A 15,191-nucleotide genomic window follows, 5' to 3' on the forward strand; every position below is an offset into this window, starting at 1 on the left:
CGGCGGTCCTCTCGGTGTGAAGATCTCGGAGTATAGAGATCGGCGGGCACACCGGGGAAGCCCGCGACGGTGGCGGAAATGGATCGCCGTGAAACTTACACGGGCGGGGACGTTCAGCGAACGATCTTGGGCCCTGAGCCCGTCGAGCCCCGCACGATGAGTTCCGGCTGGAAGATGAGCTCGGAGTGCTGGCCGGGCGCCCCGGCGACGGCCTCCAGGAGGGTGTGCACGGCGGCGGTGACCATCGGCTGCACGGGCTGGCGCACGGTGGTCAGCGGCGGGTCGGTGAACGCGATCAGCGGCGAGTCGTCGAACCCCACCACCGACACGTCTCCCGGCACCGACAGTCCCCGGTCGCGGCAGGCCCGGATCGCGCCCAGCGCCATCAGGTCCGAGGCGCACACGATCCCCGTGCAGCCGCGCTCCAGCAGCTGCGCCGCGGCGGCCTGGCCGCCCTCCACCGAGAACAGCGAGTGCGAGATCAGCCCGTCGACGTCCGTGACGCCGAGCAGCTGGGACATGGCCTGCCGGTAACCCTCGATCTTCCTGATCACCGGCACGAACCGGCCGGGGCCGACGGCCAGGCCGATGCGCTCGTGTCCCAGGTCGGCCAGGTGCTGCACGGCCAGCCGCGCCGCGGCCCGGTCGTCCGGGGAGATGAACGGGGCGGGCACGTCGGCGGCGTGCCCGTTGAGCAGGACGATCGGCACGCCCTGCCCGATCAGCTGGGTGTAGCGGTCCGAGCGCGCGGTGATGTCCGCGTGCAGCCCGGAGACGAAGATGATGCCGCTCACCCCGCGCTCCACGAGGACCTCGGTGAACTCGTCCTCGACCGCCCCGCCGGGCAGCTGGGTGCAGAGCACCGGGGTGTAGCCGTGCTGGGTCAGCGTCTTCTCGAAGGCCTGGGCGAAGGCCGGGAAGATCGGGTTGTCCAGCTCCGGGGTGACCAGGCCGACCAGCCCGTTGCTGCGCTGGCGCAGCCGCTGCGGGCGCTCGTAGCCCATCAGGTCCAGCGCCGTCAGCACCGCCTGCCGGGTCACCGCGGACACGCCCGGCTTGCCGTTGAGCACCCGGCTGACCGTGGCCTCGCTCACCCCGGCCTGGGCGGCGATGTCGGTCAGCCGGGCGGTGCCGGTGCCGCCGGCACCGGCACCGAGCTGCCCGGTGCTATGCGGCATCGGGTTCCCACCAGACGGCGGAGTCGGGGGCGAGCCGCACCGTGCCGCCCGCGACGGCCGTCTCCGCGCTGGCCAGCAGGATCCGCCCGGGGGCGGGCAGTTCCACGGGCTCGCCGGTGAGGTTGACCGTGCAGGCGAACCCGTCGCCCCTGGCGAAGGCCAGGGTGCCCTGCGGGGAGTCGAGCCAGGTCAGCGGGGCGTCGTCGAAGGAGCGGCGCTCGCGCCTGATCCGCAGCGCCTCCCGGTAGAGGTTCAGCGTGGAGACCGGGTCGCCGAGCTGGGACGCGACGCTGAGCGGCCCCCAGGAGGGCGGCATGGGCAGCCAGGTCTCCTCGGCACCGGGCAGGCTGAAGCCGAAGTGCGGCTCGCCGTCGGCCCACGGGAGCGGCACCCGGCAGCCGTCGCGGCCGTGGTCGGGGTTGCGCAGGCGCTGCGGGTCGCGCTGGAACTCCTCCGGCAGGTCGAGGACCTCGGGCAGCCCGAGCTCCTCCCCCTGGTAGATGTAGGCCGAGCCGGGCAGGGAGAGCGTCAGCAGGGCGGCGGCGCGGGAGCGGCGCAGGCCGACCTCGCCGCCGCCGTACCGGGTGAGGTGGCGCTTGACGTCGTGGTTGGACAGCACCCAGGTGGAGGGCGCGCCGACCGTCCCGGCCGTCGTCAGCGACTCCTGGATGACCGCGCGGAACGTCGCGGCCTCCCAGGGGGCGACGAGGAAGTGGAAGTTGAACGCCTGGTGCATCTCGTCGGGGCGGACGTAGTTGGCCAGCCGCTGCGAGGAGGGCGCCCACGCCTCGGCGACGCCGATCCGCTCCCCGGGATAGGAGTCGAGCAGCTTGCGCCAGGCGCGGTGGATCTCGTGCACGCCGTCCTGGTCGAAGAACGGCACCACCTCGGTGCCGATCATCCCGACCTGGTCGGGGTGGCCGACGTCGGGCAGGCCGTCCGCCTTGACCATGCCGTGGGCGACGTCGACGCGGAAGCCGTCCACCCCCATGTCGAGCCAGAACCGCAGGATCGACTCGAACTCCGCGTGGACCTCGGGGTTCTCCCAGTTCAGGTCGGGCTGCTGGGGGGCGAACAGGTGCAGGTACCACTCGCCGTCGGGCAGCCGGGTCCACGCGGGCCCGCCGAAGACCGACTCCCAGTCGTTGGGCGGCAGCTCCCCCTCGGCTCCGCGGCCCCGGCGGAAGATGTAGCGCTCCCGCGCGGGGTCTCCGGAGGGCGCCGCCAGGGCCTCCAGGAACCAGGCGTGCCGGTCGGAGGTGTGGTTGGGCACCACGTCCACGATGACCCGCAGGCCGTGCCGGTGCGCCTCTTCGATCAGCGCCCCGGCGTCGGCCAGCGACCCGAAGATCGGGTCCACGTCACGGTAGTCGGCCACGTCGTAGCCGAAGTCGGCCATCGGCGAGGTGAAGAACGGGGTGAGCCAGACCGCGTCGACCCCGAGGTCCGCGAGGTACGGGAGCCTGCCGCGCACGCCGAGCAGGTCGCCCACGCCGTCGCCGTTGCCGTCGGCGAAGCTGCGCACGTAGACCTGGTAGATCACCGCGTCGCGCCACCATCGGGTGGCGGTCCCGGCACCCCGGTCCGCCCGGACAAGCTCGGTCATATTAAATCCCCCGATCAGACGACATATCAGGACGTACTAGCACAGTGGTGTTACGACTTCGTGGCACCGGCGGTGAGCCCGGTGACCAGATGCCGCTGGACGAGCAGGAAGACGACCGCCGCCGGAACCGCGATCAGCACCGCGGCGGCGGTGAGCAGGCCCCAGTCCGACCAGTGCTGGCCGACGAACTGCTGGAGCCCGATCCCGAGCGTGCGCTTCTCCTCCTGCGACATGAACACGGTGGCGTAGGCCACCTCGCCCCAGGCGGTCATGAACGAGTAGAACGCGGTGACCGCCAGGCTCGGCCTGGCCAGCGGCAGGATGACCCGCCAGAACGCGCCGAACGGCGTCAGGCCGTCGACCAGTCCCGCCTGGTCGATCTCGCGCGGGATGGAGTCGAAGTAGCTCTTCATCATCCACGCGCAGAACGGCACCGCCACCGTCATGTAGGCGATGACCAGCCCGGGAATCTGGTTGAGCAGCCCGAGGCCCGCCATCAGGTTGTAGAGGGGGACGATCAGGATCGCCACCGGGAACATCTGGGTGACGAGCAGCATCCACATCACCCCGCGGTAGCCGGGGAAGCGGAAGCGGCTGATGGCGTACCCGGTCGTGGAGGCGAGGAAGACGCCGATGACCGTGGTCAGCCCGGCGACGATCACCGAGTTGAGCAACCAGGTCGGGAACCGCGTCTCGGTCAGCACCCGGACGTAGTTGTCCAGCGAGGGCTGATTGAAGATCTCCAGCTCGCTGGAGAGCCAGCCGTCGCGCGGTTTGAGCGAGGTCAGGACCAGCCAGACGATCGGGAACAGCGAGGTGACGACCGCGGCGAGCAGGGTCGCGTGCAGCAGGATCGACTTGCCGACGCTGCGCTCCCCGCGCCCCCGGACGCGGCCGGTCCCGGACGTGGTGACGGTGGCGCTCACCAGACCTCCCCTTGCTTGCGCAGCGAGCGCCGGTAGACCACGGCCAGCACGACGAGGAGCAGGAGGATGATCACTCCCCATGCCGCGGAGTTGGAGTAGTTGCGGACGCCGGTGAAGGCCTCGCGGAAGGCGTAGGTGACCAGGATCTCGGTGGAGCTGCCCGGTCCTCCCCCGCTGATCAGGTAGATCACCGGGAACATGTTGAACGTCCAGATCGTGCCCAGCAGGACGACCGTGCTCGACACGGTACGCAAGCCGGGAATCGTAATGAAGCGGAAGCGCTGCCACGGCGTGGCGCCGTCGACCTCGGCCGCCTCGTACAGCTCACCGGGGATCGACTGGAGCCCGCCCAGCACGGCGACCATCATGAACGGCACGCCCATCCAGACGTTGACCGCGATGACCGCGATCTTCGCCGTGGTCGGGTCGTCGAGCCAGCCGACCGCGCCCAGGCCGGCGGCCCGCAGCATCGCGTTGATCACGCCGAAGTCGCTGTTGTAGAGGTAGCGCCAGATGAAGGCCGAGACGAAGCCCGGGATCGCCCACGGCAGGATGAGCAGCAGCCGGTAGGCGGAGCGGAACCTGACCTTGCGGTTGAGCAGCATGGCCAGGCCGAGGCCCAGGCCGTAGTGGAACGCCACGCAGGCGACGGTCCACACGACCGTCCAGGTCAGCTTCTCCCAGAACAGTCCGCTGGTCAGGATCGCGACGTAGTTGTCGAACCAGGTGAACTCGTACGTCGAGGGGATGACGTTGACGCCGATCGTCCGGCCGATGTTGGCCTCGGTGGCGTCGGTCAGCGACAGGTAGACGCCCCTGGCCAGCGGCCAGCCGACCAGCAGGCCGGTGACCAGGATCACCGGGGCGACCATGGCCCAGGCGTACCAGTGCCTGCCCAGCGCCCGCCGGAACGGGCCGCCCGGCGGGCGGCCCCGGCCGCGGGCGCCGTCGGCACCCGCGGCCCGGTCCCTGGCCGTGCTGTTCACACGCCCAGTCGAGAGCGCCACGGGTCAGCTCCAGTCCTTGAAGATGCCTCGGTACTGGCCGTCGACCTTCTTGAGCATGTCCTCGGGGGTCGCCGTGCCGCCGACGAGCGACTGGTAGCCCTCGAGCAGCGGCTGGAAGAGCTGGCCGCCCTCGGGGATCCACGGCCGCGCGGTCGCGGTCTCCATGATGGGCTTGAAGACGGAGACGTCCTTGTTGGCCTGCACGTCGGGGTTGTCGTACGCGGAGACGCGGGTCGGCAGGAGGCTGATCTCCTTGGCGACCTTGGCCTGGGACTCGGGGGTGCTCATGAAGCGGACGAACTCGTAGGAGGCGTCCAGGTTCTTGGAGCCGGCGTAGATGGCCAGGTTCCAGCCGCCGGTGGGGGCGCCGGCCTTGACCGAGCCCGCCGGGACGGGGGCGATGCCCAGGTTCTCCTTGTCCTTGAACTCCTTGCCCTGGTAGATCTCCGACAGCGCCCACGGGCCGTTGTAGATCATCGCGGCCTTGCCGTCCTTGAGGGCGGTCATCGCGTTGGCGTAGCTGTCCTGGATGGCGGGCTTGGGCGCGGCGCCGGAGGTGATCAGGTCGGCGACGGTGGCCATGGCCTTCACGTTCGCCGGGGAGTTGACGGTGATCTTCTTGTTCTGCACGTCGAGGAGGTCGCCCCCCTCGCCGTACATGAAGGGCAGCAGGAAGTAGGAGTCGACGTTGAGCGCGAGGCCGCTGGCGCCGGTCTTCTCCTTGACGTCGAGCGCGGTCTGCTTGAGCTCCTCGACCGTGGTGGGGGCCTTCTCGTGCCCGGCCTCCTTGAGCAGCCGCTTGTTGTAGATGAGCGCGAGGGTGTCGGTGACCTGCGGGACGGCGTACGTCTTGCCGTTGTACTTGGTGCTGCTCAGCGGCCCCGGCAGGAAGTCCGACTCGTTCTCCACGGCGCGCGTGCCCTCCAGCGGCTGGAGGTAGCCGAGCGAGGCGAACTGGGAGGTCCAGGCGACCTCGGAACGGATCACGTCCGGCGCCCCCGCGCCCGCCTGCGCCGCGGTCTGGAACTGGTTCTGCGCCTGGTCGGAGGGGACGTTGACGTACTTGACCTTGATGCCCGGGTACTTCGCCTGGAAGTCCTTGATGAGCGCCTGGAAGGTCGGGCCCTCGCTGTCGGGCCTGACGGTGTCCCACCAGGTGATCTCACCGGTGATCTTCGACGGGTCCGTCGCCGCGGGCTGGGTGGGGGCCGCCGTACCGGCGTCACCGCCACCACAGGCGGAGACCGCCAGGGCGAGGGCCGCGACAATCGTCGCGGCCGAGAAGGCTCGCCGCATGTTCTTCTCCTCGTGTTCAGGGGGCGGCCGGGACCGAAGAGCCGTCCGGCCGGGTCTGGAGTACGCCGGACGTTACGCCGACGTGAACCCCATTGGAAGAAGTTTCTGCAAGAGTCTGCAAAGTCGTTACAAAGCCCCCCAAAGCCGAGGGGTCTCACTGCCTCTCCCTCGACCTTCGAGCAGATATATCGCCCTCTTAGTGATGAAAATCACCTTTTGTACGTTTTGGGCAACCGATTGGGTCCCCTTCCGGACGACCGCGAATTGCCGGGATTCAGAAAATTGCCGCAAGGGATTGCACAGACCATTCCCAATGAGTAACTTCCGGGCAACACCCTCGAAACAACTCCCGTGGAGGCCCCCCGTGGTCTGGCCGCTCCCCCCACGGCGCGCGAGAACGACCTTCCTGACGGGGGTCGCGCTCGCGGCGACCCTGATCGCCACCCCCCTCGCCGCCACCCCGCTCCCCGCCGCCGCGTCCCCCTCCCCCGCACCCCTTTCAGCACCGGTACCGGCCTCCACGGCGCCCTCCGCGTCCGGCGCCGGCCCCGCGGCGTCCGGCCCCGCGGCGTCCGGTCCCGCGGCGTCCGGTCCCGCGGCGTCCGGTCCCGCGGTGTCGTCCGGTCCCGTGGTGTCCGCGCTCAGCCGCACCGCCGAGCCCTCCGACCGGGACCTCGCGCGCGACGCGCTCCGCGCCGACCTGAGCCGCGAGCGCTTCTACTTCGCGATGACCGACCGGTTCGCCAACGGCGACACCGGCAACGACCGGGGCGGCCTGTCCGGCGACCGGCTCGCCACCGGCTTCGACCCCACGCACAAGGGCTTCTACCAGGGCGGCGACCTCAAGGGCCTGCTCGGCAAGCTCGACTACGTCAAGAACCTGGGCAGCACCGCGATCTGGATCACCCCGGCCTTCGTGAACCGTCCCGTGCAGGGCACCGGCGCGAACGTCTCGGCCGGGTACCACGGCTACTGGATCACCGACTTCACCAGGATCGACCCGCACCTGGGGACCAACGCCCAGATGAAGGAGCTGGTGCGCGAGGCCCACCGGCGCGGGATGAAGGTCTTCTTCGACATCATCACCAACCACACGGCCGACGTGGTCGACTACGCGGAGAAGACCTACTCCTACCGCTCCAAGGGCGCCTACCCCTACGTCGACACCGACGGCGTGCCGTTCGACGACCGCGACCACGCGGGCAAGGACACCTTCCCGGAGGTGGACGCCGGCTCGTTCCCGTACACGCCGGTCGCGCCGAGGAACGCCAAGACCCCGTCCTGGCTGAACGACCCGACGATGTACCACAACCGGGGCGACTCCACCTTCAGCGGCGGCGAGAACGACGAGTACGGCGACTTCTTCGGCCTCGACGACCTGTGGACCGAGCGCCCCGAGGTCGTCAAGGGGATGACCGACATCTACAAGACGTGGGTGCGCGACACCGGCCTCGACGGCTTCCGCATCGACACCGCCAAGCACGTGAACATGGAGTTCTGGGAGAAATTCTCCCCGGCGCTGCGCGGCTACGCGGCCCAGCACGGCAACAAGCGGTTCTTCATGTTCGGCGAGGTCTACTCCGGCGAGCCCGCCTTCACCAGCCGCTACTCCACCCGGGGCGCCATGAACGCCACCCTGGACTTCCCGTTCCAGGAGGCCGCCCGCTCCTTCGCCGGCGGCACGGCGGACGCGTCCCGGCTGGCCCGGCTGTACGCGGGCGACGACTACCACATCGACGCCGACGGCAACGCCTCGTCGCTGCCGACCTTCCTCGGCAACCACGACATGGGCCGCATCGGCCGCTTCGTCGCCCAGGACAACCCCGGCGCCCCCGACTCCGAGCTGCTGCGCAGGGACCTGCTCGCCCACGAGCTGATGTATCTCACCCGGGGCCAGCCGGTCGTCTACTACGGCGACGAGCAGGGCTTCACCGGCAAGGGCGGCGACCAGGACGCCCGCGCGTCCATGTTCGCCTCCAGAACCGAGAGCTACCTGAGCGACGACCTGATCGGCACCGGCTCCACCCACGCCCAGGACAACTTCGTCCCCTCCCACCCGCTCTACCGGGGCATCTCCGCCCTGGCCGCGCTGCGCGACGCCCACCCGGCGCTGGCCGACGGCGCCCAGATCGAGCGGCTGGTCTCCGGCGGCGTCTACGCCTTCTCCAGGATCGACGCCACGCGGCAGGTCGAGTACCTGGTCGCGGTCAACAACGCCGAACAGCCGGCGACCGCGAGCGTGCCCACCTTCTCGGCGGGCGCGGCCTTCACGAAGGTGTACGGCGAGGGCGCCGCCACGCTCACCACCGGCGCGGACGCCAAGCTGGCGCTCACCGTCCCCGCCCTGTCGGCGGTGGTCTACAAGGCGCCCGCCAAGCTCGCCGCACCGGCCTCGGCCCCGGCCGTCTCGATCGCCCTGCCGGGGACCGAGATCAGGGGCACCGCCGAGGACGGCCGGATCCCGGTCGTCGCGACCGTGCCGGGCACCGGCTTCGACCAGGTCACCTTCGCCGCCAAGGTCGGCGAAGGCCCCTGGCGGGCGATCGGCACCGACGACGCCCCCAACGCCGCCCCCTCCGGCCCCGCCTCCAGGGCTTTCCGGGTCTTCCACGACCTGCGCGGCATCGCGGCGGGCACGAGGATCTCGTACAAGGCCGTGGTGAAGGACTCCGCGGGCCGGTTCGCCTCGGCGGGCGCGCAGGCGACCGTCGGCGCCGAGCCCGCCCCCGAGGAGCCCGGCGCGGTCAGGCGCGACTGGCTGGTCGTGCACTACCAGCGGGAGGACGCCGCCGACTACGACGGCTGGGGCCTGCACGTCTGGGGCGACGTGGAGAACCCGACCGAGTGGGCGACCCCGCTCCCGCTGACCGGCGAGGACTCCTACGGCCGCTTCGCCTGGATCAAGCTCAAGCCGGGCGCCACCAGCGTCGGGATCATCGCCCACAAGGGCGAGGAGAAGGACGGCGGCGACCGGATCGTGAACCCCGCCAGGAACGGCGAGGTCTGGCTGGCGAAGGGGAGACCGGAGACCCACCTGTCCCGCGCGGCGGCCCAGGGGTACGCGACCGTCCACTACGGCCGCCCCGGCAAGGACTACGACGGCTGGGGACTGCACCTGTGGGGCGACGGGCTCGCCGACGGGGTGCCCACCGACTGGGCCGCGCCACGCCCGCCGGACGGCGTCGACTCCTTCGGCGCGTTCTGGAGGGTGCCGCTGAAGGACGCCTCCCTTCCGGCGAACTTCATCATCCACAAGGGCGACACCAAGGACCCCGGGCCCGACCAGTCGTTCACCCCGGCGTCGCAGCCCGACGCCTACGTCGCCTCGGGCGTGGCGAAGGCCCACCCGACCCGGGCGGCGGCCGAGAACGTCGCGATCCTGCATTACCACCGGCCGGACGGGAATTACGACGGCTGGGGACTTCATCTGTGGGGCGACGTGGCGAATCCCACCGAGTGGGCCGCGCCGCTGCCGCCCGCGGGCGAGGACGGGTTCGGCGTTCACTTCCGCGTCCCCCTGACCGAGGGGGCCAAGACCGTGAACTACATCATCCACAAGGGCGACGCCAAGGACCTGCCGGACGACCAGTCGCTGGACCTGACCGCGACCGGCCACGAGGTGTGGCGGGTCGCGGCCACCGAGGGCCACCTGCTGCCCCAGCCCTCGGCGCGCGGGGCCGACGCCGACCTGTCGAAGTCGTCGGCGCACTGGATCGACCGCGCCACCGTCGCCTGGAAGGTCGCCCCCTCCACCACGAACCGCTACTCCCTGGCCTTCTCCGCCAAGGGCGGCATCACCTACGACAAGGGCGACCTGACCGGCGACCTCAAGCTCATCCGTCTCGCCCCCGGCGCGCTGACCGAGGCGCAGAAGGCGAAGTGGCCGCACCTGGCCGGGCACGCCGCGTTCACCGTCGACCCGCGCGACGCCGACCTGGTGCGCGAGGCCACCCGTGGCCAGGTCGTGGCCGTCGAGCGCGACGCCTCCGGCGCGCTGCTGGCCGCCACCGGCGTGCAACTGCCCGGCCTGCTCGACGACCTGTACCCCAGGGCGGCGACCGCCGAGCTCGGCCCCTCCTGGAGCGGCGGCACGCCCAGGCTGTCGGTCTGGGCGCCGACCGCGGGCAAGGTCGAGCTGGCGCTCTACCGTGACTCCTCCGGCGGCAAGCGCACCGTCCACCCCATGCGCCGCGACGACGACACCGGCGTCTGGTCGCTGCGGGGGCAGCGGGACTGGAAGGACCGCTACTACACCTTCCTGGTGACGGTCTACGCACCCGGCGAGGACACGGCAGGGAAGGTCGTCGTCAACGAGGTGACCGACCCGTACAGCCTGTCGCTGTCGGCGGGCTCGGGCCGCAGCCAGCTCGCCGACCTGTCCGACCGGGCGCTGCGCCCTGCCGGCTGGTCGTCGCTGGCCAAACCGAAGGCCGTCCCCCAGCAGAAGGCGTCCGTCTACGAGCTGCACGTGCGCGACTTCTCCGCCTCCGACACGACCGTCCCGGCCGCCGAGCGCGGCACGTACGCGGCGTTCACCGGCGACTCGGCGGGGATGAGAGAGCTGCGCGGGCTGGCGAAGGACGGGCTGACCCACGTGCACCTGCTGCCCGTCTTCGACATGGCGACCGTCCCCGAGAGGAAGGCCGACCGGACCGAACCCGACTGCGACCTCGCCTCGATGCCCCCCGACTCCGAGGAGCAGCAGGCCTGCGTCGCGCGGACCGCGGCCAAGGACTCCTTCAACTGGGGCTACGACCCGCTGCACTACACCGTGCCCGAGGGCTCCTACGCCTCCGAGCCGGACGGGTCGTCGCGGATCAGAGAGTTCCGCGGCATGGTCGGCGGGCTGAACAGGGCCGGGCTGCGGGTGGTGATGGACGTGGTCTACAACCACACCCACGCCGCCGGCCAGGACCCCGCCTCGGTGCTCGACCGCCTCGTGCCCGGCTACTACCACCGGCTGCTCGACGACGGCACGGTGGCCACCTCCACCTGCTGCGCCAACACCGCGCCCGAGCACGCCATGATGGGCAGGCTCGTCGTCGACTCCATCGTGACCTGGGCCCGCGAGTACAAGGTGGACGGCTTCAGGTTCGACCTGATGGGCCACCACCCGAAGGCGAACATGGTCGCGGTCCGTGCGGCCCTCGACAAGCTGACCGTCGCCCGCGACGGCGTCGACGGCAAGTCGATCATCCTGTACGGGGAGGGCTGGAACTTCGGCGAGGTGGCCGACGACGCCCGCTTCGAGCAGGCCACCCAGGCCAACATGGCGGGCACCGGGATCGGCACCTTCAGCGACCGGCTGCGCGACGCGGTGCGCGGCGGCGGCCCGTTCGACGCCGACCCCCGCGTGCAGGGCTTCGGCTCGGGGCTCGCCGGAGCGCCCAACGGCTCACCGGCCAACGGCGACGAGGCGCAGCAGAGGTCCCGGCTGCTGAACTACCACGACCTGATCAAGGTCGGGCTCGCCGGCAACCTCCGCGACTACACCTTCACCGCCTCCAGCGGCGAGCGGGTCAAGGGCTCGCAGGTGAGCTACAACGGCTCCCCCGCCGGGTACACCGCCGCACCGGGCGAAGTCGTGACCTACGTCGACGCCCACGACAACGAGACGCTGTTCGACGCGCTGGCGTACAAACTGCCCCCGGCGACCGCGATGGCCGACCGGGTGCGCATGCAGTCGCTCTCGCTGGCCACGGCCGTCCTCGGGCAGGGCACCTCGTTCGTGCACGCGGGCAGCGAGCGGCTGCGTTCCAAGTCCCTCGACCGCAACTCCTACGACTCGGGCGACTGGTTCAACCGGCTGCTGTGGGACTGCTCGGCGGGCAACGGCTTCGGCGCCGGGCTCCCCCCGAGGCCCGACAACGAGGACAAGTGGCAGTACGCCAGGCCGCTGCTCGCCGACCCGGCGCTGAAGCCGGACTGCGCGGCGATCGGCGCGGCCCGCGCCCGGTACGGGGAGCTGCTGAGGATCCGCTCATCCTCGCCGGTCTTCGGCCTCGCCACCCTGGCCGAGGTGCAGAAGCGCCTCACCTTCCCGACGAGCGGCACCTCGGAGACCCCGGGTGTCGTGACCATGCACCTGGACGCCACGGGGATCGACCCGCGCTGGAAGTCGGTCACCGTCGTCTTCAACGCGACCCCCGAGGCGCGGCCGCAGACCGTCGCCGCGCTGAAGGGCGCCCAGGTGACGCTCCACCCCGTCCAGACGGCCGGCGACGACGCCGTCGTGAAGCGGTCGACGTTCGACCCCGCCACGGGCACGCTGACGGTACCGGCCCGCACGGTCGCCGTCTTCGTCCAGCCCTGACCCCCGCACACCCCGGAAAGACGGCCGGGCCAGGTGTTGCAGCACCCGGCCCGGCCAGGGAACCCGTCCATCGATCCTGGAGGCCCCCTCGTGAAACCCTACAGAGTCGTCGTTGCCACGGCGTTAAGCGCTCTGGCGAGCGCCGCCGTGCTGGTGCCCGGCGCGCTCCCCGCCCAGGCGGCGCCGCCCACCCCCGGCCCGATCGTGAAGCTGTGGAACTGGAACTGGAACTCCGTCGCCAGGGAGTGCACAGACGTCCTCGGCCCGGCCGGGTACGCCGCCGTGCAGGTCTCCCCGCCGAGCGACTCGATGTCGCGGGGCGGCTCGGTCTGGTGGGACATCTACCAGCCCGCCCGTTACACCCTCACCAGCAAGTTCGGTGACGAGAACGCGTTCAGGAACATGGTGAACGCCTGCCACGCGGCCGGCGTCAAGGTCCACGCCGACGCCGTCGTCAACCACATGACCGGCCAGGGCAGCACCAGCTACGGCGGCTACGGCTTCGGCAAGTACAACTACCCCGGCCTCTACTCCGCCGCCGACTTCCACTCCCCCGCCTGCACGATCAACGGCTCCGACTACACAGGCGACGGCTGGCGGGTGCAGAACTGCGAGCTGGTCGGCCTGGCCGACCTCAACACCGGCTCCGAGTACGTCCGCGACCAGATCGCCGGCTACCTCAACAAGCTGACCTCCCTGGGCGTGGACGGCTTCCGCGTCGACGCCGCCAAGCACATCGACCCCGGAGACCTCGCCGCGATCAAGGGCAGGCTCACCGGCTCGCCGTACATCCACCAGGAGGTCATCCAGGGCGACGGCGAGGCGATCAGCCCGAGCCAGTACACCGGCGTCGGCGACGTCCACGAGTTCGTGTACGGGCGCAAGCTCAAGGAGCAGTTCAACGGCGGCCAGATCAGGAACCTGCGGTCCTTCGGGCAGAGCTGGGGCCTGTCGGTGCCCAGCGACAAGGCCGTGGTGTTCGTCGACAACCACGACACCGAGCGCAACGGCTCGACCATGAACTACAAGTACGGCGACGCCTACAAGCTGGCCAACGTCTTCATGCTCGCCTGGCCGTACGGCACGCCGAGGGTCTACTCCGGGTTCACCTGGAGCGACGGCGAGGCCGGTCCGCCGTCGGCCAATGGCGGCTTCGCCACCGACGCCGACTGCGGCAACGGCCGGTGGACCTGCTTCCACCGCCAGATGAACGGCATGGTCGGCTTCAACCGCGCCGTGCAGGGCACCTCGGTCGGCGACTGGTACGACAACGGCGACAACGTGATCGCCTTCAGCCGGGGCGCGAAGGGCTGGGTCGCGATCAACAACGAGGGCGGCGCCGTCACCCGCACCTTCTCCACCGGCCTGCCCGCCGGGACCTACGCCAACGTCGCGGGCGGCGGCTCGGTGACCGTCGGCGCGGACGGCTCGGCCTCGGTGACCGTCCCGGCCAGGGGCGCGGTCGCCGTCCACACCGGCGCCTCCGGCCCCGGCCCCAGCCCGACGCCGACGGTGAACCCCGGCCAGGTCGCCACCACGTTCAACGCCACCGTGACCACGAACTGGGGCCAGAACGTCTTCGTCGTCGGCGACGTCGCCGCGCTGGGCTCCTGGAACCCGGCGAACGCCGTCGCCCTGTCGTCGGCCGCGTACCCGGTCTGGAGGGCCACGGTGAACCTGCCGGCCGGCACGACGATCCGGTACAAGTACATCAAGAAGAACTCCGACGGCTCGGTTACCTGGGAGAGCGACCCCAACCGCTCCTTCACCACCCCCTCCGGCGGCACCGCGACGCGCACCGACTCCTGGCGCTGATCCCCGACCTGCCCTGACCTGCCCTGACTGACACGGCCCGGCCCTGGCCGGCGCGGCCCGGAAAGCCGTGCCGGTCGGGGCCGGGCTCCCGGCCCCGCGCGAGAACCCGGCTACGGTATGCCGGGTGCAGTCGGTTATCGCGGCATTCATCCCCATATGGTGTATCGGCGCCCTCGGCTGGCTGGCCGCCCGGTTCGGGTGGGCGAGCGACCACGCCCGGCGGGCGCTGACGCGGTTCGCGTTCACCGTCGCGATGCCCGCGGTGCTGTTCACGACGCTCAGCCGTACCCCGCTCGACCGGATCCAGCCCGGCCCGCTGCTCGCCTTCGCGGTCAGCACCTTCGCCGTCGGCCTGCTCGCGCTCGCGCTGTTCCGCGGCGAGCTGCCCGAACGGGTGATCGGCGCGATGTCGTCGGCCTACGTCAACGCCGGCAACCTCGGCATCCCCGTCGGCCTGTACGTCCTGGACGACGCGACGTTCGTGGTGTCGGTCCTGATCTTCCAGGTCCTGCTGGTCTCCCCGCTGATCTTCCTCGGCCTCGGGGCCGGGCGCGCGTCCTTCCTCGCCCCGCTGCGGACGCCGATCGTGATCGCCTCGTTCCTCGGCCTGGGCGTGTCGGCCCTCGGCCTGAGGCTGCCCGACCTCGCGCTGAGGCCCCTGGAGATCCTCGGCGGCGCCGCGGTGCCCCTGGCGCTCTTCTCGCTGGGCATGTCCCTGAACGGCTCGGCCGTCTCCTGGCGCGCGACGGCACCGGCGGTGACGCTCAAGCTGCTGCTCCAGCCGCTGGTGGCCTTCCTGGTCGGGCGCTTCCTCCTCCACCTCGACGGCCCGGCGCTCTTCGCGGCCGTCCTGTTCTCCGGGCTTCCCACCGCGCAGAACACGTTCGTGTACGCCGCCGAGTACGGCCGCCCCACCGACCTGCCCCGCGACGCCATCCTCGTCTCCAGCGTCCTGTCCCTGGGCACCCTGTCCGCCATCGCCCTGCTGGGCGCCGAGTGATCCACAGCCGCCTCAGGAGCGCGTCCGGGCCTGAGCACCGGCGACGGGCG

Annotated in this window: 8 protein-coding genes; 3 read left to right on the forward strand and 5 right to left on the reverse strand. The window is 71.0% G+C overall.

Annotated elements, in window-relative coordinates:
- Positions 1-113: 113 nt before the first annotated feature.
- Genes ACTOQ1_RS13230 through ACTOQ1_RS13250 form a run of 5 tightly spaced genes read right to left on the reverse strand, consistent with a single transcriptional unit; the run spans position 114 to position 6,013 of the window.
- Positions 114-1,178 carry a LacI family DNA-binding transcriptional regulator gene (locus tag ACTOQ1_RS13230; RefSeq protein WP_440066959.1) on the reverse strand — a complete coding sequence of 355 codons (1,065 nt, stop codon included), beginning with the start codon at positions 1,176-1,178 and terminating at the stop codon, positions 114-116.
- Positions 1,168-2,784: a glycoside hydrolase family 13 protein gene (locus ACTOQ1_RS13235; RefSeq protein ID WP_440066960.1), complete on the reverse strand. Its 1,617-nt coding sequence runs from the start codon at positions 2,782-2,784 to the stop codon at positions 1,168-1,170. The genes ACTOQ1_RS13230 and ACTOQ1_RS13235 overlap by 11 nt, the downstream gene beginning before the upstream one ends.
- A gap of 50 nt (positions 2,785-2,834) precedes the next feature.
- On the reverse strand, positions 2,835-3,710 hold the full coding sequence (locus ACTOQ1_RS13240) for a sugar ABC transporter permease (protein ID WP_440066962.1): 876 nt from the start codon (positions 3,708-3,710) through the stop codon (positions 2,835-2,837).
- The gene (locus tag ACTOQ1_RS13245) at positions 3,707-4,696 is read right to left on the reverse strand and encodes a carbohydrate ABC transporter permease (protein ID WP_362682965.1); all 990 of its coding nucleotides are present in this window, start codon (positions 4,694-4,696) and stop codon (positions 3,707-3,709) included. Before ACTOQ1_RS13245 ends, ACTOQ1_RS13240 begins: the two co-directional genes overlap by 4 nt.
- Before the next feature lie 24 nt (positions 4,697-4,720).
- Positions 4,721-6,013 carry an extracellular solute-binding protein gene (locus tag ACTOQ1_RS13250; protein ID WP_440066964.1) on the reverse strand — a complete coding sequence of 431 codons (1,293 nt, stop codon included), beginning with the start codon at positions 6,011-6,013 and terminating at the stop codon, positions 4,721-4,723.
- A 364-nt stretch (positions 6,014-6,377) separates the two neighbouring features.
- Between ACTOQ1_RS13250 and pulA the strand changes: the two genes are divergently transcribed.
- The 3 genes from pulA (at position 6,378) to ACTOQ1_RS13265 (ending at position 15,141) form a co-directional block, all read left to right on the forward strand.
- Positions 6,378-12,326, forward strand: coding sequence for a pullulanase-type alpha-1,6-glucosidase (gene pulA, locus ACTOQ1_RS13255; RefSeq protein WP_440066966.1), 5,949 nt, complete (start codon positions 6,378-6,380; stop codon positions 12,324-12,326).
- 90 nt (positions 12,327-12,416) lie between these two features.
- On the forward strand, positions 12,417-14,141 hold the full coding sequence (locus ACTOQ1_RS13260) for a carbohydrate-binding module family 20 domain-containing protein (protein ID WP_440066968.1): 1,725 nt from the start codon (positions 12,417-12,419) through the stop codon (positions 14,139-14,141).
- Positions 14,142-14,265: 124 nt separating this feature from the next.
- Positions 14,266-15,141, forward strand: coding sequence for an AEC family transporter (locus ACTOQ1_RS13265; protein ID WP_440066970.1), 876 nt, complete (start codon positions 14,266-14,268; stop codon positions 15,139-15,141).
- The last annotated feature ends 50 nt before the right edge of the window (positions 15,142-15,191 follow it).

Source organism: Streptosporangium sp. OZ121, assembly GCF_051918885.1.
Lineage (GTDB): Bacteria > Actinomycetota > Actinomycetes > Streptosporangiales > Streptosporangiaceae > Streptosporangium.